Source organism: Burkholderia sp. BCC0322, from assembly GCF_902833045.1.
GTDB lineage: Bacteria > Pseudomonadota > Gammaproteobacteria > Burkholderiales > Burkholderiaceae > Burkholderia.
In genome coordinates this window covers 168,991-191,396 of the sequence record NZ_CADFDU010000010.1, presented here as the reverse complement: position 1 = coordinate 191,396, position 22,406 = coordinate 168,991, and the positions used below count along the sequence as shown (strand labels likewise).

27 protein-coding genes are annotated in these 22,406 nt (G+C 68.4%); 20 read left to right on the top strand and 7 right to left on the bottom strand.

The genetic code is table 11. From position 1 onward, the window contains the following. Positions 1–51: 51 nt before the first annotated feature. Positions 52–321: a hypothetical protein gene (locus HWX39_RS25525; protein ID WP_175970571.1), complete on the bottom strand. Its 270-nt coding sequence runs from the start codon at positions 319–321 to the stop codon at positions 52–54. Between the two features lie 104 nt (positions 322–425). Next, positions 426–1,241 carry a family 1 encapsulin nanocompartment shell protein gene (locus tag HWX39_RS25520; protein WP_175970570.1) on the bottom strand — a complete coding sequence of 272 codons (816 nt, stop codon included), beginning with the start codon at positions 1,239–1,241 and terminating at the stop codon, positions 426–428. Positions 1,242–1,667: 426 nt separating this feature from the next. Here HWX39_RS25520 and HWX39_RS25515 point away from each other — a divergent pair, with 426 nt between their 5' ends. After that, positions 1,668–2,057 carry a GIY-YIG nuclease family protein gene (locus HWX39_RS25515; protein WP_175970569.1) on the top strand — a complete coding sequence of 130 codons (390 nt, stop codon included), beginning with the start codon at positions 1,668–1,670 and terminating at the stop codon, positions 2,055–2,057. 153 nt (positions 2,058–2,210) lie between these two features. Here the strand turns inward: HWX39_RS25515 and HWX39_RS25510 are convergent, their stop codons facing one another. Next, positions 2,211–3,272, bottom strand: coding sequence for a Dyp-type peroxidase (locus tag HWX39_RS25510; RefSeq protein ID WP_175970568.1), 1,062 nt, complete (start codon positions 3,270–3,272; stop codon positions 2,211–2,213). 368 nt (positions 3,273–3,640) lie between these two features. Here HWX39_RS25510 and HWX39_RS25505 point away from each other — a divergent pair, with 368 nt between their 5' ends. The 6 genes from HWX39_RS25505 (at position 3,641) to HWX39_RS25480 (ending at position 7,338) form a co-directional block, all read left to right on the top strand. Next, on the top strand, positions 3,641–4,009 hold the full coding sequence (locus HWX39_RS25505; protein ID WP_175970567.1) for a LysR family transcriptional regulator: 369 nt from the start codon (positions 3,641–3,643) through the stop codon (positions 4,007–4,009). After that, complete coding sequence (locus HWX39_RS25500) at positions 4,006–4,455, top strand: phosphate-starvation-inducible PsiE family protein (protein WP_175970566.1); 450 nt, start codon at positions 4,006–4,008, stop codon at positions 4,453–4,455. Before HWX39_RS25505 ends, HWX39_RS25500 begins: the two co-directional genes overlap by 4 nt. Before the next feature lie 57 nt (positions 4,456–4,512). Further along, a complete protein-coding gene (locus HWX39_RS25495) occupies positions 4,513–4,710 on the top strand; it encodes a hypothetical protein (RefSeq protein WP_175970565.1) in 198 nt (65 codons plus the stop codon). Between the two features lie 68 nt (positions 4,711–4,778). Continuing rightward, positions 4,779–5,234, top strand: a complete 456-nt coding sequence (locus HWX39_RS25490; protein ID WP_175970564.1) for a DUF1269 domain-containing protein — start codon at positions 4,779–4,781, stop codon at positions 5,232–5,234. A 34-nt stretch (positions 5,235–5,268) separates the two neighbouring features. Then, positions 5,269–5,523, top strand: a complete 255-nt coding sequence (locus HWX39_RS25485) for a hypothetical protein (protein ID WP_175952107.1) — start codon at positions 5,269–5,271, stop codon at positions 5,521–5,523. 390 nt (positions 5,524–5,913) lie between these two features. Continuing rightward, a complete protein-coding gene (locus tag HWX39_RS25480) occupies positions 5,914–7,338 on the top strand; it encodes a PLP-dependent aminotransferase family protein (protein WP_175970563.1) in 1,425 nt (474 codons plus the stop codon). Between the two features lie 34 nt (positions 7,339–7,372). Here HWX39_RS25480 and HWX39_RS25475 read toward each other — a convergent pair whose 3' ends face one another. Then, positions 7,373–8,533 carry an NAD-dependent formate dehydrogenase gene (locus HWX39_RS25475; protein WP_175970562.1) on the bottom strand — a complete coding sequence of 387 codons (1,161 nt, stop codon included), beginning with the start codon at positions 8,531–8,533 and terminating at the stop codon, positions 7,373–7,375. Positions 8,534–8,768: 235 nt separating this feature from the next. On the opposite strand from HWX39_RS25475, the gene HWX39_RS25470 reads away from it, so the two are divergent. Beyond that, positions 8,769–10,301: an FAD-dependent oxidoreductase gene (locus tag HWX39_RS25470; RefSeq protein ID WP_175970561.1), complete on the top strand. Its 1,533-nt coding sequence runs from the start codon at positions 8,769–8,771 to the stop codon at positions 10,299–10,301. Between the two features lie 37 nt (positions 10,302–10,338). Beyond that, the gene (locus HWX39_RS25465) at positions 10,339–10,716 is read left to right on the top strand and encodes a DUF5594 family protein (RefSeq protein ID WP_175970560.1); all 378 of its coding nucleotides are present in this window, start codon (positions 10,339–10,341) and stop codon (positions 10,714–10,716) included. 38 nt (positions 10,717–10,754) lie between these two features. Here the strand turns inward: HWX39_RS25465 and HWX39_RS25460 are convergent, their stop codons facing one another. Further along, positions 10,755–10,973, bottom strand: a complete 219-nt coding sequence (locus tag HWX39_RS25460) for a DUF6566 family protein (protein WP_175970559.1) — start codon at positions 10,971–10,973, stop codon at positions 10,755–10,757. A gap of 134 nt (positions 10,974–11,107) precedes the next feature. Between HWX39_RS25460 and HWX39_RS25455 the strand changes: the two genes are divergently transcribed. The 4 genes from HWX39_RS25455 to HWX39_RS25440 all read left to right on the top strand — a co-directional run bounded on the left by HWX39_RS25455 (position 11,108) and on the right by HWX39_RS25440 (position 16,427). Then, positions 11,108–11,746, top strand: a complete 639-nt coding sequence (locus HWX39_RS25455; protein ID WP_175970558.1) for a MarC family protein — start codon at positions 11,108–11,110, stop codon at positions 11,744–11,746. Positions 11,747–11,791: 45 nt separating this feature from the next. Further along, positions 11,792–12,256 (top strand): DUF1269 domain-containing protein, encoded by a 465-nt coding sequence (locus HWX39_RS25450; RefSeq protein ID WP_175970557.1) that lies wholly within the window; start codon positions 11,792–11,794, stop codon positions 12,254–12,256. Between the two features lie 458 nt (positions 12,257–12,714). After that, complete coding sequence (locus tag HWX39_RS25445; protein ID WP_175970556.1) at positions 12,715–14,082, top strand: sigma-54 dependent transcriptional regulator; 1,368 nt, start codon at positions 12,715–12,717, stop codon at positions 14,080–14,082. 38 nt (positions 14,083–14,120) lie between these two features. Continuing rightward, entirely contained in the window at positions 14,121–16,427 is a 2,307-nt protein-coding gene (locus tag HWX39_RS25440) for an ATP-binding protein (RefSeq protein WP_175970555.1), read from the top strand. Between the two features lie 107 nt (positions 16,428–16,534). Here HWX39_RS25440 and HWX39_RS25435 read toward each other — a convergent pair whose 3' ends face one another. After that, positions 16,535–16,966 carry a CBS domain-containing protein gene (locus HWX39_RS25435; RefSeq protein WP_175970554.1) on the bottom strand — a complete coding sequence of 144 codons (432 nt, stop codon included), beginning with the start codon at positions 16,964–16,966 and terminating at the stop codon, positions 16,535–16,537. Between the two features lie 344 nt (positions 16,967–17,310). Here HWX39_RS25435 and rpoN point away from each other — a divergent pair, with 344 nt between their 5' ends. From rpoN to HWX39_RS25415, 4 genes are all read left to right on the top strand, one after another. Beyond that, positions 17,311–18,771, top strand: coding sequence for an RNA polymerase factor sigma-54 (rpoN, locus tag HWX39_RS25430; RefSeq protein ID WP_175970553.1), 1,461 nt, complete (start codon positions 17,311–17,313; stop codon positions 18,769–18,771). Positions 18,772–18,848: 77 nt separating this feature from the next. Beyond that, positions 18,849–19,037 (top strand): DUF3008 family protein, encoded by a 189-nt coding sequence (locus tag HWX39_RS25425; RefSeq protein WP_175970552.1) that lies wholly within the window; start codon positions 18,849–18,851, stop codon positions 19,035–19,037. Between the two features lie 46 nt (positions 19,038–19,083). Further along, on the top strand, positions 19,084–19,245 hold the full coding sequence (locus HWX39_RS25420) for a DUF1328 domain-containing protein (protein ID WP_011349711.1): 162 nt from the start codon (positions 19,084–19,086) through the stop codon (positions 19,243–19,245). Continuing rightward, complete coding sequence (locus HWX39_RS25415) at positions 19,242–19,628, top strand: DUF3022 domain-containing protein (protein ID WP_175970551.1); 387 nt, start codon at positions 19,242–19,244, stop codon at positions 19,626–19,628. Before HWX39_RS25420 ends, HWX39_RS25415 begins: the two co-directional genes overlap by 4 nt. 161 nt (positions 19,629–19,789) lie before the next feature. Here HWX39_RS25415 and HWX39_RS25410 read toward each other — a convergent pair whose 3' ends face one another. Next, positions 19,790–21,109, bottom strand: coding sequence for a cation:proton antiporter (locus HWX39_RS25410; RefSeq protein ID WP_175970550.1), 1,320 nt, complete (start codon positions 21,107–21,109; stop codon positions 19,790–19,792). 310 nt (positions 21,110–21,419) lie between these two features. Between HWX39_RS25410 and HWX39_RS25405 the strand changes: the two genes are divergently transcribed. The 3 genes from HWX39_RS25405 to HWX39_RS25395 all read left to right on the top strand — a co-directional run bounded on the left by HWX39_RS25405 (position 21,420) and on the right by HWX39_RS25395 (position 22,336). Next, on the top strand, positions 21,420–21,770 hold the full coding sequence (locus HWX39_RS25405; RefSeq protein ID WP_175970549.1) for a hypothetical protein: 351 nt from the start codon (positions 21,420–21,422) through the stop codon (positions 21,768–21,770). A gap of 109 nt (positions 21,771–21,879) precedes the next feature. Then, positions 21,880–22,017 carry a hypothetical protein gene (locus HWX39_RS25400; RefSeq protein WP_175970548.1) on the top strand — a complete coding sequence of 46 codons (138 nt, stop codon included), beginning with the start codon at positions 21,880–21,882 and terminating at the stop codon, positions 22,015–22,017. Positions 22,018–22,021: 4 nt separating this feature from the next. Next, positions 22,022–22,336, top strand: coding sequence for a DUF1488 domain-containing protein (locus tag HWX39_RS25395; protein ID WP_175970547.1), 315 nt, complete (start codon positions 22,022–22,024; stop codon positions 22,334–22,336). Positions 22,337–22,406 lie beyond the last annotated feature (70 nt).

The window sequence follows — 22,406 nt, the reverse complement described above, 5'->3', positions numbered from 1 at the left end:
GGCAGGTTGCACGGTCCGGGCCGGACACGGCGCAACCGTGGCGTGCCGTGGTCAGTCCGGAAGTGTCATCGCCAGCCGCTGCCGGGCGATCCGCTTGACGTCCGTCGACAGTGCCGCATCCGGCAGGCCATTGGCCCAGACGGAGAACGAATCCTCGATCAGGTTGCGCGTGTCGGGCGGCAACTCCGCCAGGACCAGCGACAAGACGGTGAACAGCACGGCGGTGTCGCCGGCCTGGCTGCTCGCGTTCGCATCGACCGCCTGCTTCAGGTGGTCGACCGACGCCTGCAGCGCCTGCAATGCCTCATTCGACTCGCTCATCACACACTCCATGCAAGATGGGTTTGATCGGCGACGAACATGCGGCCGGCGGTGCGGCCGCTCGCGCGCGACGCCCGGCGGGCATCGCGCGCAGGCAACCGCGGTCAGGCCGCCGTGTTGCCCTGCGGCGCCACGGCCACCGATGCTTCGCTCGTCAGCATCAGGAACGTGAAGGTTTCGCGCAGGTACAGGCGGACGACCTTGTCGGTATGACTCGTGTAGCCGATCGATACGTCTTCCCCGAGGTGCAGCTCGTAATCGCCGCCGCGCGTGGACAGCACGCAGCCGCCGCTGATCGCCGGCGCCCAGATGATCTCGCCGCTGACGATCCGCTTGATATGGCCGAGGACCGGATAGCCCTGGTCGCGCGCTTCGCTGAGCGCCGTGTATGCATCCGAGCCGAGCACGACCGAGTACGGGCCGTCGACGCCGGCAAGCCGCAGCGCCTCGAGCGCGTCGCTGATCGCGTCGGGGTAGGCGCCGACGTCCGCCGGCAGCGTGAGCTTGCGGTTCGACGTGCCTTCGCGGATGCCGACGATGCCGGCCGCCTGGTAGCCGTCGAAAATCGCGTTGTCCTCGGCGAATGCGAGCCGCTGCGCGGCTTCCTTCGCCGGTTGCCAGTCGGCGTCGCGCGCGCCGCGCTCGACGCTGTCGATCGCATCGCGGCTCAGCTCGAACGGCACCGTCAGTTCGACGATCGTGCGGACTTCGCGCAGCCGCGCATTCACCAGCTCGCGCGGCGCGGCGATCTCGACGAGATGCCCGGTGCCGACGGCCGACAGCTCGGGGCCTTCGGGGCCGTCGACGTCGACGACGCGGCGGCCGGCCACCGATCGTTTGAAGGTGCGTGCCACTTCCTCCTCGATTTGTTCCCAGGCGGAAGACGAGATCGGGGCGAGTTCGCGGTGCAGGTTGTTCATGGGTTCTGGTTGCCTCACGTCAGCGAAAACACTTCATGGTGGGCCGATCGGCTGACGGACTGCGCCTGATGCCAGGCCTGCCGATCGCGGGTGAAAATGCATATTAGCAGGCTCGCTCGACACCGCTGCAGCACAAATCGAAACGACACCGTGCGGTGGCGCAACTGTGATGCAAGTCGCGTGCGGCAGGCCGCGACCGGATTGCGATACGCGGGTTCCGGACGTCGCTCGCGCCGCTCGGGCCGCGCGCGATCACGCGCCGAACCACTTGCTCTCGACGCCGCATCGCGCGTCGTGCATTCTTGCGAACATTCATCCGGCAGGGTTGCCGGAAACCGGGGCTGGGCGGCATGCAGCTGGCGGGGCCACGCCCGGATGAATCATAGACGCAGCCTATTGAAGCTTCACAACACGTGGAGGTCGTTCATGGCACTACAACTCGTCTCGCCCGAAGACAAATACTTGCTGAAGACGGGCGTCATCAGTCACGAGGCGGTCATCGGGCATTTGAAGCAGGTGTTGAACGCGTTTGCCGCAAAGCCGGAGTACAGCAAGTTCTATATCGGCATTACCAGTGACCTGCACACCCGGCTGGCGAAACATCGCGCCACCAAGCCCGATTTCAAACTGATGTGCCCGATCTATCTGGAAGCGCACAACCTGGTCGGGAACGCGTTCGACCGTCTGGAGCGCAAGGCCATCGAGACATTCCGTACCGGCATCATGCACCCGCAATCCGGGGAGCGGCTGCTGGCATGCAGCAACGGCCCCGGCGGGGCGCTGCCGAAGAACTGGCTCTATATCCTGGTCGGCTGATTCGCGCGGATGGAACGCCGGGCACAGTGGCAGGTCGGCGCGGCGGCCCGTGCGCCGCGCGCGCTTCGCGCGAGCGCCCCGGCGGACTGAACCGCGGCCATTTCGGGCACGTCCGGCGCGGGTTGCGCGCCGGACTGCCGTTGGCGCGTTGCCTTAGGACGGCACGCCTTTCAGCGAGCCGATTTTCAGCGAGCCGTCGCGATGCGGCGCGGACGAAGCGGGCTCCGGCGCCGCGGCATCCGCGGCCGGCGCCGCGCGATCGGCGAGCGCCTCGAGCAGGTCGGCGGACGGCACGAAGAACAGCGAGCCGGTGACGGCGCGGCTGTAGTCGAGCAGGCGGTCGTAGTTGCCGGGCGGGCGGCCGACGAACATGTTCTCGAGCATCTGCTCGATCGGCGCCGGCGTGCGCGCGTAGCCGATGAAATAGGTGCCGAATTCGCCCGCGCCCGGGCGCCCGAACGGCATGTTGTCGCGCAGGATCTTCACTTCCTGGCCGTTCTCGTCGAGCGTGGTCAGCGAGCTGTGCGAGCACGACGGCTTCACGTCCGGCGCAAGCTCGATGTCGGACAATTTGGTGCGGCCGATGATGCGCTCCTGCGTCTCGACCGCGAGCGCATTCCAGCCGGCCATGTCGTGCAGGTACTTCTGCACGATCACGTAGCTGCCGCCCGTGAATTCCGCGTCTTCGTCGCCGATCACCGTGAAATCGACCGCTTCGCGGCCTTCCGGGTTCTCGGTGCCGTCGACGAAACCGATCATCGCGCGCTGGTCGAAATTGCGGAAGCCGTGCACCTCGTCGACGACCGTGACGGCATCGCCGAGCGCGCCGAGCAGTTGCGTCGCGAGTTCGAAGCACAGATCCATCGCTTCCGCGCGAATGTGCAACAGGATGTCGCCCGGCGTCGCGACCGCGACGCGCTGCCCCGCACCGAATTCGCGGAACGGATGCAGCGCGGCGGGGCGCGGGTTGCCGAACAGCGCATCCCATGCGTCGGCGCCGAAGCCGCACACGCAAGTGAGGTTGCCGCCCGGCACGCGTTTGCCGACCGAGCGCACGAGCGCGGCGATGTCGCCGCACCATGAACGGATCGTGTCGGCGTGATCGGCGCCGGGATTGATCGTCGCCACGAGGAAGATCGCGCTGCGCGTGATCGGGCTGTGAACGGCCTGGGAGAGCGGGGGAGGTGTCTGCATCGTGGCTTGCCGGTCAGTCATGTCGGGACGGAAGTGCCGTGGCGCGCGAAGGCGAACGGTTGAACTGTGTCATGCGACGGTTCTCTTTGTGTCACGCGGATGAAGGACGTTGCGCGGGCATCGCGCAACGGGCCGCAGCGGTGGCGGCCGGCCGCACGGCGCGTGACCTGCCCGCACCGCGTAACGTCGTCGAGCAAGCAATCTAGCAGCTTCGGCCGGTCTTTGGAACACGTAGCGCCAAACTGTCATGCGAATGCGTCAAACAGGGCCGGAATTTGGGCGGCGGCCGCGCAGCTGTACTCCTGGCGCATGCGGCGCTGTGCTCTTGAGCGCGCGTGCCGCGTGCAGTAGATTAGGTTCCGCTGCGCCCGCCGACGAGGAGCGTCATCATGAACCTGCTGGAAGCGATGCGTGTGTATGTCGCGGTGGTCGAGCATGGCGGCCTGTCCGGTGCGGCGTCCGAACTGCAGCTCGGCGAAGCGCAGGTGAGCGAACGGATCGACGGCCTCGAGCGGTATCTCGGCTGCCGCCTGCTGCTGTGCCGCGACCACGACGACGTCGCCTGCACCGATGCGGGCGATGCGTTCCACGTGTGCTGCCGCCGGACGCTGTCCGCGGTCGAGCAGGCGATCGGCGCGGCCGGCCCGCACGCACCGGCAATGCCCGACGCGCACGATACCGTGCATGCCGCCGCGCGCGACGCGACGCTCCCGCCGCCCGGCGCCGTTCCAGCCTCATCACCGCGACTGTCACCTTGAATACGACCACGCTTTCCAGCTCGCCGGCCGAGCGTATTCGCCGCCGCTTCGGCCATTTCCTTCACGCGGCCGAACTGGCCGGGCTGATCGTGATCGGGCTCGCGACCGCGTTCGCGATGACGCAGGAGGCGTGGAAGGTCGTGCTCGCGGGCGAGGTGTCGCTGACCGACCTGCTGCTGATGTTCCTGTATCTGGAAGTGCTCGCGATGGACGTGCGCTACCTGCGGCTCGGCCGGTTGCCGGTGCGGTTTCCGTTGTTCATCGCGATGACGTCGCTCGCGCGCGACCTGATCCTGCGCGGTGCAACCGACAGCCCCGAGCGGATGTTGATGACGACGTTCGGGATCGTGCTGCTCGCGGTGGGCGTGCTGATCCCGAGTTTCGGCCAGCACCGCTTTCCGGCCGACGTCGACGATGTCGAGGACGATGCACATGTGCGCAGGTGAAGCGCGGGCGGCGGGCCGCAAGCATGTTCGCTGTTCCTGCAAGACAGAGGATGCCGGATGACCACGTATCTCGATGCAACGAAACAGGCGATCGAACTGCAGCACGCGGCGTCGCACGCTTACCGGCTGGCGCGCGACACGCGCGATGCCGATCCGGTGCTCGCACGCGCGCCTTCCGTCGCCAGGCTGCAGCGGGCGGCTGCGCATGCCTATGCCGCTGCGGCGCGGGCACGCGCGGCGGCCACCGGCATCTGAATCGAACCCCGGCGTGCCGCACGCGGTGCGGCGGCTGCCACTGACCATCCCAGCGAGCGAGGTGTCGAATGACCCAGCAACTGATCGTCGCCGTGTTCGGCAGCGTCGAGACGGCCCGTCAGGCCACGAACGATTTCGAGGCGCTGTCGGAGAAGAACGAAGGATTCCACATCGAGAACGGCGTCGTCGTCGAGAAGGACGCGACCGGCAAGCTCGCGGTACTGCACGCCGAATCGCGGCCGTTCAAGGGCGGCGTGATCGGCGCGATCGCAGGCGGTTTGCTCGGCCTGCTCGCCGGGCCGCTCGGCGTGGTCACCGGCATGGCGGCCGGCGCGGGAGCCGGCGTGCTCGCGCAAGCGGCCGGCAATGCGCTGCTCGACGGCACGTTCGTCGAGACGATTGCGGCACGGCTCATGCCCGGCAGCGTCGCGATCATCCTGGAAGCGAAGGAGGACACGCCGTTCTCGGTCGACAACGTCGTGACGGGATTCGGCGGCAAGGTATTCCGCCAGACGCTCGATTGAGCGTGTCGTTGTCGAACCGCAAAGGGAGAACCGCATGCGCATCGATCAATCGTACCGGCGCTTCGACATCGCGGCGACGCTGTCGCCGCTGCCCGGCAACCGCAACCGCGCGATCGCGATCGTCGATGTGACGACCGACGATCCTGCCCGCATCGCCGATCTCGGCACCGGGCAATTCCTGCAGATCCGCCAGTGGGTCGAGTCGAACGACGCCGCATCGCTGACGGTGGTGTTCGACGCGTGCAAGGTCGCGATCGATCACTACGCGGATAACGTCGACGACGCTTGAGTGAATGTGGGGCCCGCGCATGACCGGGCCTCGCGTGATCGCTGCCCGACGGTCATCGGCAAGCCACGATGACGCGCGCCGGCACCGCGCCCGGCGAACGGTTGCCGCGCGATCGCGCGGGGCCGCGCCGTCGCGTTCGAATCTGTTCACCACGCCGGCCGGATTTCGCGTTTCCTCGCCAAACTGTCACTTACATTCGTCGAAATGACGCAGTAGGATGCCGAACCTTGTCTTGATGAGATTCGCATTGCTATCCGCCTTCAATTTCGATAACGGACGAGGTTCGCACCGGGACGCCCGCGCCCGGGCCCGGCTATCCGGCTTCGTGCACCGGCGCGGCCATGGCGCCCGTGCATCGCAGGCCGGTTCACCGCTGGCGGGGCGAGGCGGATGAAGCTCTACGAGAAATTTGCAAACGACATAGAGAGACTCATCCGGCAACGGGTATATCGACACGGCGATCGTGTGCCGTCGGTGCGGCAGGCGAGCCAGCAGCACCGGATCAGCATCACGACCGTGCTGCATGCGTATCTGCTGCTGGAAAGCCGCGGGTTGCTCGAAAGCCGGCCGCAGTCGGGCTATTTCGTGAACCTGCGGCGTGACGACGGCCATGCGCCGGTGCGCGAGCTGCGGCCGTCGAAGCCGATCGCGATCTCGTCGTCGGTCGACGTGAGCCGGCTGGTGCTGTCGACGCTGCGCTCGATCGGCGCTGACGACGCGGTGCCACTCGGCTCGCCGTATCCGGACCCGAGCCTGTTCCCGTTCGAGAAGCTGAACCGCTACGCGTATGCGGCCGGCCGCGACAAGTCGCTGTGGGGCGTGACGGACGGGTTGCCGCCGGGGCATCCGCGGCTGATCCGGCAGATCGCGCGACGCTACCTGGAAAACGGGATGTCGGTGGACCCGAACGAGATCATCGTGACGGTCGGCGCGACGGAGGCGATCAACCTGTGCCTGCAGGCCGTCGCGAAGCCGGGCGACACGATCGCGGTGGAATCGCCGACGTTCTACGCGATGCTGCACGCGATCGAGCGGATGGGGATGAAGGCGATCGAGGTGGCGACGCATCCGGAGTACGGGATCGACATCGCGGCGCTGGCCGCGATTGCGAAGTCGCAGCCGATCGCCGCCTGCATGGTGATGCCGAACTTCCAGAACCCGCTCGGCTTCCAGATGCCGGACGAGCGCAAGCGCGAGCTGGTCGAGTTCGCCGCGAAGGCCGACCTGCCGATCATCGAGAATGGCGTGTACAACGAACTGTACTTCGGCAACATGCATCCGAGCACGCTGAAGTCGTTCGACCGCCACGACATCGTGCTGCATTGCGCGTCGTTCTCGAAGAGCCTGACGGCCGCGTACCGGATCGGCTGGGCGCTGCCCGGGCGGTATCGCGAGCAGGTCGAGAAGTTGAAATTCCTGAACACGCTCGCGACGCCGTCGCTGCCGCAGCTCGCGATCGCGGAGTTTCTCGAACGCGACGGCTACGAGCATCACCTGAGGCGGATTCGCAAGGCGTATGCACAGCAGGCGAACCTGATGCGTACGATGGTGTCGCGGTTCTTCCCGGAAGGCACGCGCATCTCGAGCCCGGCCGGCGGGTACGTGCTGTGGGTCGAACTGCCCGCGCAGGTCGATGCGATGCGGCTGTACCAGCTCGCGCTGGAGCAGGGGATCACGATCGGGCCCGGCTACATGTTCTCGATCACGGACAGCTACCGGAATTTCATCCGGCTGAACTACAGCAGCCCGTGGTCGCCGGAGATCGAGCAGGCGGTGATCATGGTCGGCAAGCTCGCCGCCCACTGCCTCGACTGAACGGTCCGCCGCGAGCCGCGAGTCGCGCGCTGCATCACGTCAGCCGGTACGACTGCGCGCCCGTTCCCGCGAGCGTGCCGCCGTCGACGATCAGGTATTCATGGCGAATCGGCTTGCCGTCGAACCAGCATTGCAGGATTTCCAGCGTGCCGGCCGCGTAGCGTGCCTGCGCGGACAGCGACGTGCCGGAGATGTGCGGCGTCATCCCGTTGAACGGCATCGTGCGCCACGGGTGATCGGCCGGCGCCGGCTGAGGAAACCACACATCGCCGCCGTAGCCCGCGAGATGCCCGGACGTGAGGGCATTCACGACCGCGTCGCGGTCGACCAGCTTCGCGCGCGCGGTGTTGATCAGGTACGCGCCGCGCTTCATGCGCGCGATCATCGCCGCGTCGAACAGGTGCTCGGTCGACGGGTACAGCGGGATCTGCAGGTTGACGATGTCGACGGCGCTCGCGAGCGCCGCGGCATCGGCGTGATACGTGAGCCCGAGTGCCTGCTCGACCGATGCGTCGAGCCGGTGGCGCTGCGTGTAGTGCAGGTGCAGGCCGAACGGCTTCAGCCGGCGCAGCACGGCAAGCCCGATGCGCCCCGCGCCGACCGTGCCGAAATGCATGCCCTCGACGTCGTAGCTGCGCGACACGCAATCGGCGATGTCCCAGCCGCCTTGCTGCGCGACCGCATGCGACGGCAAGAAGTTGCGCACCAGCGCGAGCGTCGTCATCACCACGTGCTCGGCCACGCTGATGCTGTTCGAGCCGGTGACTTCGGCGACGGTGATGCGGGCGCGCGCGGCGGCATCGAGATCGACGTGATCGGAGCCGATGCCGGCCGTCAGCGCGAGCTTCAGCTTCGGCGCGCGGGCGATCCGTTCGGCCGTCAGGTACGCGGGCCAGAACGGCTGCGAGATCACCACGTCGGCTTCGGGTAGCCGGCGCTCGAATTCGGAGTCGGGGCCGTCCTTGTCGCTCGTGACGATCAGCGTGTGGCCGTGGGCCTCCAGATAGCCGCGCAACCCGAGCGAGCCGGACACCGAGCCGACAAGTTCGCCGGGCCGGAAGCCGGGCGGGCCGGCCGGCGTCGGCGCCGTTTGTCCGTCCGCGTAGCGCGTGATGACCGGAATGGCGTCGCGCACGTAGCGCGGCGGATAGCCGTCCACGGGGTCGGGGTAGAGCACGCACAGGACGGTGGCCATCGGGTAGCACTCCTGGTGACGGGGTGAAGGCGGCACGCGGATTGCGCAGGACGCACGACGTGCGCGGCACGCAGCGGGTGTGTTGCGCCGCAACGTTGGTGACGTTCTACGCCCGTCATGGATCGCCCGCAAGCTACAGTGCGTGTTTGCGTGCGCTGCGGGGACGTCTGTACCTGTTCTTTTCATGAGGGACGCCGATAATGGGATCGTTACCTGACTCTGCGGGAGCGATGTCATGTCCGGAAGCGATTCCTCGCCTTCACGTCCCGATCTCACGCAAGGCATCGCGCTCGACGATCTCGCCGACGGTGCCATGATCGAGGGCCATGTCGGCGATGCGGCGGTGCTGCTCGTGCGCCGCGCCGACGAACTGTATGCCGTGGGCGCGCAGTGCCCGCACTACGGCGCGCCATTGGCCGACGGCCTGCTCGAGGGCGACACGATCCGCTGCCCGTGGCATCACGCGGCATTCTGCCTGCGCAGCGGCGAGCTGCTGCGCGCGCCGGCGCTCGACGGGCTGCCGTGCTGGCGCGTCGAACGCCGCGACGGCCGTGCCGTCGTGCTCGACGCGCGGCCGCCCGCCGCGCCGCCTGCGCTGAATGCGGCCGGATTGCCCGCGTCGGTGGTGATCGTCGGCGGCGGCGCCGCGGCGATCGCGGCCGCGGTGACGCTGCGGCAGGAAGGCTATCCGCATCCCGTTACGCTGCTGACCGCCGATTCCGATCCGCCGTACGACCGGCCGAACCTGTCGAAGGACTATCTCGCCGGCACGGCCGACGCCGACTGGCTGCCGCTGCGTGCGCCGTCGTTTTATGCCGACCATCGCATCGACGTGCGGTGCGGCACGCGTGTCGCGCGGATCGATCCCGCGCGGCAGGCCGTCGAACTGGCCGACGGCAGCCGCGTCGGCTACGGTGCGCTGCTGCTTGCGACGGGGGCCGAGCCGAACCGGCTGACCGTGCCCGGCGCGAACCTGCCGCACGTGTGCGTGCTGCGCTCGCGTGCCGATTGCGACGCGCTGATCGACAAGCTGAAAACGGCGCGCCGCTGCGTCGTGGTCGGCGCGAGCTTCATCGGGCTCGAAGCGGCCGCCGCGTTGCGCACGCGCGGGCTCGACGTGCAGGTCGTCGCGCCGGATGCGCATCCGATGGCGCACGTGCTCGGCGAAGCGCTCGGCAGCACGATCCAGGCGCTGCACGAGTCGCACGGCGTCGTGTTCCATCTCGGCGCGACACCCGCGCAGATCACGGCGGACAGCGTGACGCTGTCGACGGGCGACGTGCTGCCGGCCGATCTCGTGGTGGTCGGCATCGGCGTTCACCCGAACGTGGCGCTCGCGCAGGACGCGGGGCTGGCCGTCGAGCGCGGCGTGACGGTCGACCGCTTCCTTCGGACGAGTGTGCCCGGCATCTACGCGGCCGGCGACATCGCGCGCTGGCCCGATCCGCTGACGGGCCAGCGGATTCGCGTCGAGCACTGGGTGGTCGCCGAGCGGCAGGGCATCGCCGCCGCGCGCAACATGCTCGGGCAGCAGCGGCCGTTCGACGCGGTGCCGTTCTTCTGGAGCCAGCATTACGACCTGACGATCAACTACGTCGGGCATGCGGAGCAATTCGATCGTGTCGAGATCGATGGCGACCTCGGCGCGCACGATTGCTCGATCGCGTACTGGCGCGGCGACACGCGGCTCGCGGTCGCGACGATCGGCCGCGATCTCGACAGCCTGAAGGCGGAAGCGGCATTCGAGCAACAGATTGCAGCCGCGTGACAGCGGCATGACGACATGATTCGAACCCGGAGGCGAGATGAATCCCGATGTCCGTGCACGTTTCGAAACCGAGTTTGCGCCGCGCATCGCGGCGCGTGTGCTCGGCCTGTATCAGCCTGGCGAAGTGAGGGTGGACGTCGTGCCGCACGACGGGCAGGGCAGCCCGACCCGTGTCGAGGTGATCGGCCTCACGTCGACGGTCGGATTGCCGAACCGGCTGAACGCGCGGCTCGCGTGGCGTGACGATGCGATCGATGCGTTGCTGGCCGAACCCGACCGCAGCCGCTTCGACCGCTATCTCGCGGCGCTGCCGGTCACGATCGAACGCTGGCAGTTGGAATTACCAATCGATTTCAGCACGCGAACCCAGCGCGATCGCGAGATCCTGATTGGCGATCTGGATTTCGATGCGTGAAACGCATCGTGCGATGCGCGCCGATGAACCGGTTGTCGCTAGCGGTCGCGTGTCTTGATCATCACGCGGCCCTGGTCGATGCCGCCGCGCAGTGCTTCGTCGCACGTGAGCCATTCGGGGGTGACGAGCTCGGGCGCCGGCAGGTCGACCGGCGCGCCGTCACGGAAGATCCGCACCTGCGCGACCCACGCGCCGTTCGCGTTGCGCGTCGCATCGACGCGAATCTCGTGATCCATGAAGGTGTCGGTGGCTTGCATCGGTCGGGGCCCTCCGTCGTGCGCGAACGCGGTGCGACGATCGTAGCAGCACGGCGCGCGCCGTGCATCGGAAACGAAGCGGAACCTGCGTGCGATTCGACATGCGCGTCGACGCGCGAACCGGGAGCGAACCTGTGGCCTTCGACCTGACCTTTTCCATCAAGGTGTTCGCGGCGCTGTTCGCGATCATGAACCCGATCGCGAACATCCCGGTGTTCCTGTCGCTGACGGAAGGCGCGGCGGACGCCGAGCGCCGCAAGATCGCGCTGACGGCTGCGATCGGCGTGACGGTCGGCTGCATCGTGTCGGCCGTCGCGGGTGGTGCGATCCTGCATGGGTTCGGCCTGACGATCGACGACTTTCGCCTCGCGGGCGGGCTGCTGGTGCTGCTGATCGCGCTGTCGATGCTGCACGGCGCACCGAGCCGCCAGCATGCGCCGGGCGATCACGAAGGCGCCGTGCCGGCCGCGGACGAGAGCGTCGCGATCTATCCGCTGACGATCCCGCTGCTCGTCGGCCCCGGCACGATCGCGACGATGATCGTGCTCGGGCACAGCGCGTTATCGACCGGGCAGGCATTCGCGTTCGCGCTCGGGCTTGCCGCGTTTCTCGTGCTGCTGGCCGTTTCGTTATGGTCCGCGCCGCTGATCGGACATTACCTGTCGCCGCGCGTGACGGCGGTGACACAACGGCTGATGGGGATGATTCTCGCGGCGATCGCGATGCAGATGATCGTCGCGAGCCTGAAGGCCGCGTTCGGGCTGCCGCATTGAGCGCGGCGCATCCGAACGCGGCCGCCTGATTTCACGGAGGGGCTGATGAATACGCTGATCGTGTTGTCCTATCCCGACCTCGCGGCCGCGCATCGCGCGCTCGCCGAACTCGATACGTTGCGCGACCGGCACGTCGTCGCGCTGTCGGGTGCGGCGATCGTCGAGTGCGCGGCCGATGGGCAGTTGCGCGCGCATGCGGTCGACCCCGGCCGCACGCCGCCCGGATCGCTGCTCGACAGCGTGGTCGAGCATATCGAATCGTCGCTCGATGCATGGCGCGAGAAGCCGGTGGACGACGCGCTGATCGACCGCGTCGCGCGCAAGGCGCGCCCGGGCACCGTGTCGCTCGGGCTGGCCGCGACGCAACTCGATATCGAGGCGCTGAGTACGGCGCTCGCACCGTTTGGTGGAGAAGTGACCGACACGACGCTGTCGATCGACGACGAACTGAAGCTCGTCGAAGCGATTTCGAAAGCGCGCGACGGCGGCAGTCAGGCCGCGTCCGACTGACTGCCGCGTTCGCGCGAGGTGCTCGATGCGACGCGCGTGACGCAGCAGGGTCTGATCGAACACAGGCCGTCGCAACCCTCCTGTCGTTATCGACGGATTTCGACATGCGAAAAGTCAGACCGGAAAGTTTGACCGCATAGGACGTCGAAGTGTGCAAGAGACGCGATCGAGACGGCTTCACGCCGCATGATCCGCTCGAAAACGAGGGCGTTCTTACCGATTGCGGCGCATTGAATCTGGCAATGCAGGTGACGTGCGCGGATAGAATTATTCGATGATCGGCGAATGCGCGACATGCGGCTCTTATACTGAGATGGACTGCTTTTCACGGGAGGACAGCCAGTCGGCACGAGAGCATCGATCATGCCGTATCGTCGTGCGACCGATGGCCGGACTTCGCTGCAACCCGCCGCGGTCCCGGCGGATACGCGTGCCGGGCCGCTTCACAAGGAGGCACGATGCCCTACGTCCTGATCGTCGAAGATGACGCCGACACGCGGACGATGCTCGCGGCGCTCGCGCGCACGCAGCAGCTCGCCTGCGACACGGCCGCGACGCTCGAAGAAGCGCGCACGCTCGTCACGACCCATACCCCCGATCTCGTGCTGTGCGATCTCGTGCTGCCCGACGGCAACGGGATGGACCTGTTCGATTCACTGCCCAAGCGTTCGCACTGCGAAATGGTGCTGACCACCGGCCACGCGAGCCTCGAAACTGCGATCGACGCGTTGCGGCGCGGCGCGACCGACTATCTGGTGAAGCCGCTCAACATGCAGCGGCTGAACAGCATCTTCGCGCGCGTGCCGCGCACCACGGCGCTGCACGAGGAGATCGCCGAGCTGCGCTCGGAATTGCAGCGGCTCGGCCGCTTCGGCCGGATGCTCGGCAGTTCGCCCGCGATGCAGGCGGTCTACGACGCGATCGGCCGGGTCGCGCGCACCGAGGCGTCGGTACTGCTGACGGGGGAATCGGGCACCGGCAAGGAGCTGGCCGCTCAGACGGTGCACGACCTGAGCCTGCGCCGCCGCGGCCCGTTCCTCGCGGTGAATTGCGGCGCGATTGCCGCGAACCTCGTCGAGAGCGAGATGTTCGGCCACGACCGCGGCAGCTTCACGGGCGCGGAGCGCCAGCACAAGGGCTTCTTCGAACGCGCGGACGGCGGCACGCTGTTTCTCGACGAGATCACCGAGATGCCGCTCGAGTCGCAGGTCAAGCTGCTGCGCGTGCTCGAGACGGGGCGCGTCACGCGGCTCGGCTCGACGCGCGAGATCGACGTCGACGTGCGCATCGTCGCGGCGACCAACCGCGATCCGGAAGCGGCGATGGCCGACGGCAAGCTGCGGCCCGACCTGTTCCACCGGATCAACGTGTTCCCGATTCCGCTGCCGTCGCTGCGCGAGCGCGGCGACGACATCCCGATGTTGGCCGATTCGTTCCTGCAGCAGTTCAACGCCGAAAGCGGCCGGAACCTGCGCTTCGCGCCGGCCGCGCGCGAAGCGCTGAAGACCTATGCGTGGCCGGGCAACGTGCGCGAGCTGCGCAACTTCGTGCAGCGCGCGAGCATCTTCAGCGATGCCGACGTGATCGATTCGCTGCCGCCGCCGATCATGGACGAACTGTCGAACCTGGCCGATTCGCACGAGGATCGCGTGACCGTGCCGTTCGGCACGCCGCTGGAGGAAGTCGACCGGCGGCTGATCCTCGGCACGATCGCGCAATGCGGTGGCGTGAAGGCGCAGGCGGCCGAGGTGCTCGACGTCAGCCTGAAGACGATCTACAACCGGCTCGCGCAGCTCGAAGGCGAAGCGGACAAGCCGGAATCCTGATGCCGCGCCGACCGCACACGCCGCCAGCAGCGCGACCGATGTTCGACATGTCGCGGATGCGTGCAGGCAACTTCGTCACGGCCGTGATGCTGGTCGCGATCGCGACCGTGCTGCAGGCGCTCGCGATCCGCTTCGGCGGCGTGAACCTGCCGCTCGTCCTGTACTACCCGCTGCTCGCGGGCGCCGCATGGGCGACATCGTTCCTGTTCGGCGTCGTCTCGACCGTGGTCAGCGGCCTGCTCGTGTGGACGCTGTTCCTGTCCGATCCGGCCGCCTATTCGGAGCCGCTGCCCGAGCGGCTCGTGCGGCTCGGCACGTTCGTGCTGGTCGGCGCGCTGGCCTGCGCGGTCGCGTCGATGCTGCGTCATGCGCGCCTCACGAACGACGCGGCGCTGTGCCGCGAAGCGGCCGCCCGACGGCGGCTCGAAGCCGTGCTGCAGGCCTTGCCGCATGGCGTGATCGCCACCGACACGAACGGGCGGCTCACCTACATCAACGCGGCCGCGGCCGCGCTCGTCGGCTGCCGTCCGGACGACGCGACGGGACAGGCCGCGCGCGACGTGCTGCGGATCGTCGATCGCGACGGCCGGCGCGTTCAGTCGACACCGCTCGATCTCGCGCGCGGCGGCGCGGGCGTCGTGTCGGATCGCCACTGGCTGCAGGCGGAGGGCGGCGAGCGGGTGCCGATCGTCGAGGTCGCCGGGCCGCTCGGCGATGCGGACGGCAACGTCGACGGCGCCGTGCTGTTGCTGCGCGACGCCGGTGCGGATCGTGCGCAGGCCGATGCGTCGCGGTTGCAGCGCGCCGTGGTCGACGCGTCGCCGGACGCGATCGTCGGCATCGACACCGACGGCCGCATCGTCAGCTGGAACCCGGCCGCGCAGCGCATGTTCGGCTACGACGAGGACCATGCGCGCGGCCGTGCATTCGAATCGTTGGTCGCGATGCGCTGGCTGAAGCGCAAGCCGCTCGCCCAAGCGTTCGACGACATGCACGAAGCGGTCGGGCCGATCGACCTGCTGTGCGTGCGGCGTGACGGCCGGCGCTTTCGTGCGACCGTGTCGGCGTGCCCGGTGCGCGGCGACGCGCGCGCCTGGGTCGCGTTTTCGCTGACGCTGCGCGAAGCCGGTGCGCAGCGCCGTCGCGACTTGCGCGCGCAGCAGTCGCTGCAGGGCGCGCGCGTGGCGCGCGACCAGGCCGCGACATCGAACCGCCTGAAGGACGAATTGCTCGCGACGGTGTCGCACGAACTGCGCACGCCGCTGAACGTGATCTACGGCTGGGTCGAGGTGCTGCGCAATGCGGGCGACAACGCGCTGCAGCGGCAGGCGATCGATGCGATCGACCGCAGCGCGCGCTCGCTCACGCGCATGGTCGGAGACATCCTCGACGCGTCGTCGCTCGCGACCGGCAAGCTGCAGCTCGACGCGATGCCGGTGGACGTCGTGCGGCTGTTCTCCGATTCGGTCGGCGCGTTCCAGACGGCCGCGTCGGCGGCCGGCATCATGCTCGAATTCGACTGTGCGGCGTCGACCTGCGTCGTGTCGGGCGATGCCGAGCGATTGCGGCAGATGCTGTCGAACCTCGTGTCGAACGCGCTCAAGTTCACGCCGGCCGGCGGCAGCGTGACGGTCGGGCTCGCGCGCGACGACACCCGGGTGGTGCTGACCGTGTCCGACACGGGGCAGGGCATCGTGCCGGCATTCCTGCCCTACGTGTTCGACATGTTCCGCCGCGCGGACGATTCGCCCGCGTCGTCGCGGCGCGGGCTCGGCCTCGGCCTGTCGATCGTGCGGCATATCGCCGAGCTGCACGGTGGCGGCGTGACGGCCAAGAGTGCAGGCCGCAATCGCGGCGCGACGTTTACGGTGACGCTACCGGTCGGCTGGCAGCCGATCGGTGCGATGGCGTGGGGGAATGCGCGCGCGGACGACCATCGCGACCCGCCGATGCTCGATACGCAACGCATCCTGATCGTCGACGACGATGCGACGACGCGCGAGAGCCTCACCGCCGCGCTGACGACGTTCGGCGCGGCCGTCGCGATCGCATCGACGGGCCGCGAAGCGCTCGCGGTGGCCGCCGACCTGCGGCCGACTGTCGTGCTGTCCGATCTCGCGATGCCCGACGGCGACGGCTTCTGGCTGCTCGACGCGTTGCGGCACGCCGGCATGAACGGCGGCGGTGCGCCGCCCGCGGTGCGGGTGCTGGCCGTGACCGCGCATGCGGGCCTGGCCGACGAACGCCGGGCGCTCGAGGCCGGGTTCGACGGCTATCTGTGCAAGCCGGTCGACGTGCGCGAACTGGCGGACAAGATCGTGCGCGTGACGAAGCACGACGTTTGACGCTGCGGCCATGCATTCTTCCGCTGTCGACGGCCGGTGTCGGCGATGCGGGGCCGACCTCGACCGGCGGCGTGCAGGTCGCATCGCGCGCGGCCATCGACGCTCCGTCACGTCCGCTTCGGCTGCGACACGCCTTCGAGCGTGTTCGCGACGTCGTCGCGCGCCGGGCCGGCCGAGCGCGTCGCGATGTCCGCGAGCGACAGCATGCCGACCAGACGCTTGTCGTGATCGACGACCGGCAGGCGCCGCAACTGCGCGTCGGCCATGTAATGCCGGATCTCGTCCAGCGAATCGTCTTCGAAACACCATTCGATCGGGCCCGACGCGACTTCCTGAATCCGCGTCTCCGGCGGCTTGCCGACCGAGATCGCGCGCACCGCGAGGTCGCGGTCCGTCACCATTCCGACCAGCCGGTTGTTGTCGCACACCGGAAGTGCGCCGATGTCGTAGCGCTCCATCAGTTGCGCGGCATGGCGGATCGAATCGGTCGGCGCGATGCGCACGACATCCTGCGACATGATTTCGTTGACGCGATGCATGGCGTTCTCCTTGCGGGTGGAATGGGGTGATTTTTCTGCGGATTCAGCAAATCGCATGCCGTCCGGTACGCGCGGCCGGTCATTCGCGGCTGTGTTCGCGCGGCGCTCGCCGCGGCCGATGCAGTACTGATTCGACTCGCGGCTTGCGCATTGCGGCGAGGTGCGCGAAATGCGTGCCCAAAACTTGCCGCCGGCTTGTAAAAAAAGCTGCCCTGACGGGATGCAAGACGGGGTATGAACCCGCGCGAACCGCGACGTGGGGCGATCGGCCCGCCTGGCACGGAAACTGCGTCAATCCTGGCTGAATACGAAGCGAAACCCAAGAAACGTCAGGAGGATCATCGATGTCCGTCTCGCTTGCGCTGCAGATGCGACAGCATCTGGCACTTACGCCGAGGCTTCAGCAGTCGCTGCGGTTGCTGCAGTTGTCCTCGCTCGAATTTCAACAGGAACTGCGGCAGGCGCTCGATCAGAATCCGTTTCTCGAGGATGGCCAGGGCGACGAGGAGCCTGCCGCCGACGCTCCGGAGCCGCAGGCCGAAGCTGCCGCGCCCGACGCGGCGCCCCAGGCTGACGACGCTCGCCCGCCGGACGGCGAAGCACCCGAAGTGCCCGAGATGTCCGACGTGTCGTTGACGGCCGCGCCCGCGACGCGCGGCACAAGCCGCCAGGGCGACGAGTCGGGCGGCCTGTCGCCCGGCGAATGGCTGGCCGCGGAACCGTCGCTGCATCAGCAACTGCATGATGCGTTGCGGCTCTATCCGCTGAATCGGCGTGACCGCGAAGCCGCGCGCATCGTGATCGACGCGCTCGACGACGACGGATACCTGCGCCAGGAACTGGCCGAGCTGCCGGTCGCGGCGGACCCCGCGCTGCTGTTGTCGGAGCAGGATCTCGCGGTCGCGCTGCGGTTCGTGCAGATGCTCGACCGGCCCGGCATCGCCGCGCGCTCGCTGTCCGAGTGTCTCGTGCTGCAGCTCGACGCAATCCCGGCCGGCACGCCGGCGCTGGCGGAAGCGAAAGCAATCGCGCGCGAGCATCTCGAGCGGCTGGCGCGCCGCGAGACGGGCGAGATCCAGCGGCGGATCGGCTGCAACCCGGAGACGCTGCAGGCAGCCTGCGCGCTGGTGCGCGGGCTTGACCCACGCCCCGGCAATCATTACGGCAGCACGCGCGGCGACTACGTGGTGCCCGACGTGATCGTGCGCCAGGTGCGCGACGACTGGATCGTGACGATCAACCCGGCCGTGCTGCCGCGCGCGCGGCTGCACGAACGCTATGCGACGCTGTTCGCGCAGTCGAGCGGCGAGCGCGATTCGCCGCTCGGCCAGCAGTTGCAGGAAGCGCGCTGGCTGATCCGCAACGTGCAGAAGCGCTTCGACACGATCCAGCGCGTCGGCGAATGCATCGTCGCGCGACAGCGCGATTTCTTCCGCTATGGCGAGATCGCGATGAAGCCGCTCGTGCTGCGCGATATCGCCGAGGAACTCGACTTGCACGAATCGACCGTGTCGCGCGCGACGGGCAACAAGTACATGGCCACGCCGCACGGCACGTTCGAGTTCAAGCATTTCTTCCCGCGCAAGCTCGAGGCGGCCGGCAAGGGCGTGTGCTCGGCGGCGGCCGCGAAGGTCCTGATCCGCGACATGATCGCGGCCGAGCGTCACACCGATCCGCTGTCCGATGTCGCGCTCACGCACAACCTCGCGGGGCGCGGCATCCTGCTTGCGCGTCGCACGGTGACGAAGTATCGCCAGGCGATGAAGATTCCACCGGCCGACCTGCGCCGCCGCGATGCCGCATGACGGCTGCCCGGGCGAGCCCATCGCGTGCGCGCGCCGACCGTCGCGTCGACGCGCGCGCCCACGACAGGAGCGCAACCATGCCAGCAAAATCGCAAGCTCAGCAGCGTGCCGCGGGGGCCGCGCTGTCGGCCAAACGCGGCAAGACGAAAATGAAGGACCTCAAGCCGCCGGCCAAATCGATGGCCAGGTCGATGAGCGAAAAGGAACTCGAAAAAATGGCGTCGACGCCGAGACGCGGCAAACCGGAGCACAAGCGCGATGCGTGAACGGCGACGACGTGTACTGACAACAGCAGCCATCCAGGAGGTCTCCATGCTTCGATATGCCGTCATCTTCTTCATCATCGCGATCGTGGCTGCCGTGTTCGGCTTCGGCGGTATCGCGGCCGGCGCGGCCGAGATCGCGAAGATCCTGTTCTACATCTTCGTCGTGATCTTCCTCGTCACGCTGCTGCTGGGCGTCGTGCGACGATGAGCGGCGCGCCCGACCGGTCGCAGCGCATCGCGGAACTCGAGCACGCGCTTGCGAACGGTTTCCCGTCGGAGTCGGCCGTCGTCGTGCAGGCGGACGACGCGTCCGGGCGGCTGACGATCCGGGTGTCGTGGGTGCGCGTGCCGGCCGACGAGCGCGCGCGCGAATGGCGTTGCGCGGTCTATCTGCGGTTCGATCCGGACGTCATCACGCGTTATGCATCGCTTGGCGCGGCCGACCGGCTGCGCGTGCGCACGCATCTGTGCGACAGTGCGCGGCGCGCGGTGGACGAGCGCAAGCCGCGCGTCGAGGATGCGGCGATCGAATGCAACGTCGCGCTCGACGTGACGCGCGCTGAACTCGACGCGGCGCTGCGCGCGCCCTGACACGAGAGGCGCATGCGAGAGGGCGGCGAGGCGATCCGTTGGGTGGTTGCATCCCCGAACGCGGCGAGCGCATCTCGATGCCGACTCTTCGCTCAAACACCCCGGCGCGGCCACCCGCGTGGCGGCCCGATCGCGTGGCCGCGCGCATCGTCACGAACCCGTCAGCGCCGATGTTGCAGACGGTGATACCAGTTCATCAGCGGCGTGGCGGTGATCCCGTGCGCGATCACCGATGCCGACACGACGGCCAGCACGGGTGCCGCGAGCGGGCGCACCGTGTCGGCGGGCCCGTGTTCGAGCGCGAACAACAGGTAGTAGAACGAGCCGATTCCCCGGATGCCGAACCACGCCATCAGCCGCCGCTGGGCATGCGTTGCGCGCGAACCGGCGAGCGTGACCCGCACCGCGAGCGGCCGCACGGCGACGAACAGCAAGACGGCCAGCGCGGCCGCGCCCCACGTGAGCAGCGGGCCCGGCAGCGTCGTGAGCACGCTGCCGATCATCGTCATCACGACAGCCTCCGCGATCCGTTCGAGTTCGATCGTGAAGCCGAGTACCGATTCGGCCATGTACGCATGCGCTTTCTCCGGATGCTTCTCGGTGGCGACGACGTCGGCCGAATCGATCTGGCCGATCACTTCGCGCGGCGCGCGGTTGCCGCTCGCGCGATGTTCGACACGACGCATCGCGACTCCGGCCGCGAACGCCGCGATGAACCCGAACGCATGCGCGAACTGCGCGGCGCCGAACGACAGCACGATCAGCGCGAGCGCGAAGAAGCCTTCGAGGCCGAGCGCCTGGGCGTGGCGCGTGCGCAACCAGCCGATCGTCTTCGTCGTGATCCAGCCGAGGCCGCCGCCGATCGCGGCCGCACCGGCGATGCCCCATAGCGCGGCGAGCGCGAACGCGCCCGACAGCGGCGGCCATCCGTGCGTCGCGTCGGGTGCACCGCACAGCGCGAGCCCGGCCAGCGCGAACGGCAGCGCGATGCCGTCGTTCAGGCCGCCTTCGCCGGACAGCGCGAAGCGCACGAGGTCGCGATCGCCCGGGTCGTGCACCTGCACGTCGTGCGCGAGCACCGGGTCGGTCGGCGCGAGGATCGCCGCGAGCAGCAGCGCGGGGCCCCAGTCGAGCCCGAGTGCGAGCCTCGCGCACGCGGCGAGCAGCGGCACGGTGACGCCCATCGCGAGCAGGCCGAGGCGGCACGGCACGTGCCACAGCCGGTCGGTGAGCGGCACGCGCAGCCGCAGCCCGATCGCGAACAGCGAAACGAGCAGCGCGATCTCGACGATCTCGCGCAGCAGCCGCGCATCGCGGCCGATGTCGAGCTGCAGCAGGCCGGCGCCCGACGGGCCGAGCGCGACGCCGAGCGCCAGGTAGATCATCGCGGCGCTGCACGGGAGATGGCGCAGCGCGGACGTCGCGACGCCCATGCCCATCAGCACCGTGCCGACGATCAGGTACCAGAGCGTCTCGTGCATGTGCGCCGTCGCGGCAGGCCGATTGCGAACCCGCGCGTGCGGTGTGGCGGGTCGATGTCGCGATCGCGGCCGGGATGCCGCGTCAGGCGCTTGCGGTGCGTGCGGGAGGCGATGGCAGAAGTCATTGCGTGGGCTCCATGCGGTTCACGGGGACGTAATAAGGGTGTTGGCGCCGCAAACCGCGTGCCGCGCGACGCATATCACCCGCGCGCCGAACCCGTGCCGAGGGCGGCACGGGTGTTGCTGGAGAACACGGACAGGACATGCCATCCCGCCATTCCCCCATTCCACACTCGCCCAGGAGGACATCATGCAATCGCATTCCAGGATCTGGCCGGAGAACGACGAAAGCGACAACGACGCCGACGATCTCGATACGACGGTCCATGTCGACGTCGCAACGGGCAGCATCATGTTTCAGGCGGCATGGGCGCAGGCGGCCGACTCGCCCCCCGAGACCGCGGGGCATTCGGTCGTGCTCGTGCTCGACTGCGACACGATGGAGCGCTACGCGAATCTCGACGAAGGTACGCGGATGCGCGTGCACGCGATCCTGCACGACACGGTGCAGGACCAGCTCGACCGCGTGCCCGGCGAACAGGCGACGCTGACGATCGAGCTGACCGACGCGATGCTCGACGCCGCGTGTCGTCTGCAGTAACCGCGTCGATCGGCCTGCCGGTACTCGCACGCGAACGGGTTTGCAGGCACGCCGCTTGCGGCACGGCTTGCACGGCACGACGCGTGCCGCCACGCTGACGGAGGCGCTCATGAGCAGCAGGTTGGATCATTGCAAGGCCGCGATCCTCGCGGTCGACGGCTTCGACGAAGCCGAACGCGTCGCGCCGCGGCGCGTGCTAGCGGCCGAAGGCGCGCGGGCCGATCGTGTCGCGGCGCGGGGCGCCTGAGACGATGCCGGCCGATTCCACCCGTCGCGTGACGCTGGTCGACGAGCCGCCCGTGTTCGACGGCGCGGCGCTGCAGGTGTGTTTCGTCGTCGACGTCGATGGCGAACCGCAAACCTGCGCGATCACGGTCGAAGCGCTGGAAGACCATTTCGGCGCGCAGTCCGCGCTGGAGGCCGATCTGCGCGATGCGTTCGAGCATGGCCGCGCGCGGATCGAAGTCGTCTGCGCGGAAGTACTGGCCGACGGCAACGGCGGCGTGGTGCTGCACAGCGGCGATTTCCGCGCGCCGGCGGGCCTGCCCCGGTCGCGGCGGTCCTGACCCGACCGGCGTTCCCGGCGCGTCGTGCTCCGGCCTGCGTTCGGCATTACACGACATTGAAAACTTTGCA

What these genes read in the sequence shown, in the direction of transcription:
- HWX39_RS25480 (WP_175970563.1), top strand. Translation starts at nt 5,914, where the DNA reads ATGAAGCTCTACGAGAAATTTGCAAACGACATAGAGAGACTCATCCGG.
- HWX39_RS25400 (WP_175970548.1), top strand. Translation starts at nt 21,880, where the DNA reads ATGAGCAGCAGGTTGGATCATTGCAAGGCCGCGATCCTCGCGGTCGAC.
- HWX39_RS25515 (WP_175970569.1), top strand. Translation starts at nt 1,668, where the DNA reads ATGGCACTACAACTCGTCTCGCCCGAAGACAAATACTTGCTGAAGACG.
- HWX39_RS25470 (WP_175970561.1), top strand. Translation starts at nt 8,769, where the DNA reads ATGTCCGGAAGCGATTCCTCGCCTTCACGTCCCGATCTCACGCAAGGC.
- HWX39_RS25525 (WP_175970571.1), bottom strand. Translation starts at nt 321, where the DNA reads ATGAGCGAGTCGAATGAGGCATTGCAGGCGCTGCAGGCGTCGGTCGAC.
- HWX39_RS25490 (WP_175970564.1), top strand. Translation starts at nt 4,779, where the DNA reads ATGACCCAGCAACTGATCGTCGCCGTGTTCGGCAGCGTCGAGACGGCC.
- HWX39_RS25465 (WP_175970560.1), top strand. Translation starts at nt 10,339, where the DNA reads ATGAATCCCGATGTCCGTGCACGTTTCGAAACCGAGTTTGCGCCGCGC.
- HWX39_RS25445 (WP_175970556.1), top strand. Translation starts at nt 12,715, where the DNA reads ATGCCCTACGTCCTGATCGTCGAAGATGACGCCGACACGCGGACGATG.
- HWX39_RS25510 (WP_175970568.1), bottom strand. Translation starts at nt 3,272, where the DNA reads ATGACTGACCGGCAAGCCACGATGCAGACACCTCCCCCGCTCTCCCAG.
- HWX39_RS25505 (WP_175970567.1), top strand. Translation starts at nt 3,641, where the DNA reads ATGAACCTGCTGGAAGCGATGCGTGTGTATGTCGCGGTGGTCGAGCAT.
- rpoN (WP_175970553.1), top strand. Translation starts at nt 17,311, where the DNA reads ATGTCCGTCTCGCTTGCGCTGCAGATGCGACAGCATCTGGCACTTACG.
- HWX39_RS25395 (WP_175970547.1), top strand. Translation starts at nt 22,022, where the DNA reads ATGCCGGCCGATTCCACCCGTCGCGTGACGCTGGTCGACGAGCCGCCC.
- HWX39_RS25440 (WP_175970555.1), top strand. Translation starts at nt 14,121, where the DNA reads ATGTTCGACATGTCGCGGATGCGTGCAGGCAACTTCGTCACGGCCGTG.
- HWX39_RS25520 (WP_175970570.1), bottom strand. Translation starts at nt 1,241, where the DNA reads ATGAACAACCTGCACCGCGAACTCGCCCCGATCTCGTCTTCCGCCTGG.
- HWX39_RS25410 (WP_175970550.1), bottom strand. Translation starts at nt 21,109, where the DNA reads ATGCACGAGACGCTCTGGTACCTGATCGTCGGCACGGTGCTGATGGGC.
- HWX39_RS25420 (WP_011349711.1), top strand. Translation starts at nt 19,084, where the DNA reads ATGCTTCGATATGCCGTCATCTTCTTCATCATCGCGATCGTGGCTGCC.
- HWX39_RS25425 (WP_175970552.1), top strand. Translation starts at nt 18,849, where the DNA reads ATGCCAGCAAAATCGCAAGCTCAGCAGCGTGCCGCGGGGGCCGCGCTG.
- HWX39_RS25435 (WP_175970554.1), bottom strand. Translation starts at nt 16,966, where the DNA reads ATGCATCGCGTCAACGAAATCATGTCGCAGGATGTCGTGCGCATCGCG.
- HWX39_RS25485 (WP_175952107.1), top strand. Translation starts at nt 5,269, where the DNA reads ATGCGCATCGATCAATCGTACCGGCGCTTCGACATCGCGGCGACGCTG.
- HWX39_RS25475 (WP_175970562.1), bottom strand. Translation starts at nt 8,533, where the DNA reads ATGGCCACCGTCCTGTGCGTGCTCTACCCCGACCCCGTGGACGGCTAT.
- HWX39_RS25405 (WP_175970549.1), top strand. Translation starts at nt 21,420, where the DNA reads ATGCAATCGCATTCCAGGATCTGGCCGGAGAACGACGAAAGCGACAAC.
- HWX39_RS25450 (WP_175970557.1), top strand. Translation starts at nt 11,792, where the DNA reads ATGAATACGCTGATCGTGTTGTCCTATCCCGACCTCGCGGCCGCGCAT.
- HWX39_RS25460 (WP_175970559.1), bottom strand. Translation starts at nt 10,973, where the DNA reads ATGCAAGCCACCGACACCTTCATGGATCACGAGATTCGCGTCGATGCG.
- HWX39_RS25495 (WP_175970565.1), top strand. Translation starts at nt 4,513, where the DNA reads ATGACCACGTATCTCGATGCAACGAAACAGGCGATCGAACTGCAGCAC.
- HWX39_RS25415 (WP_175970551.1), top strand. Translation starts at nt 19,242, where the DNA reads ATGAGCGGCGCGCCCGACCGGTCGCAGCGCATCGCGGAACTCGAGCAC.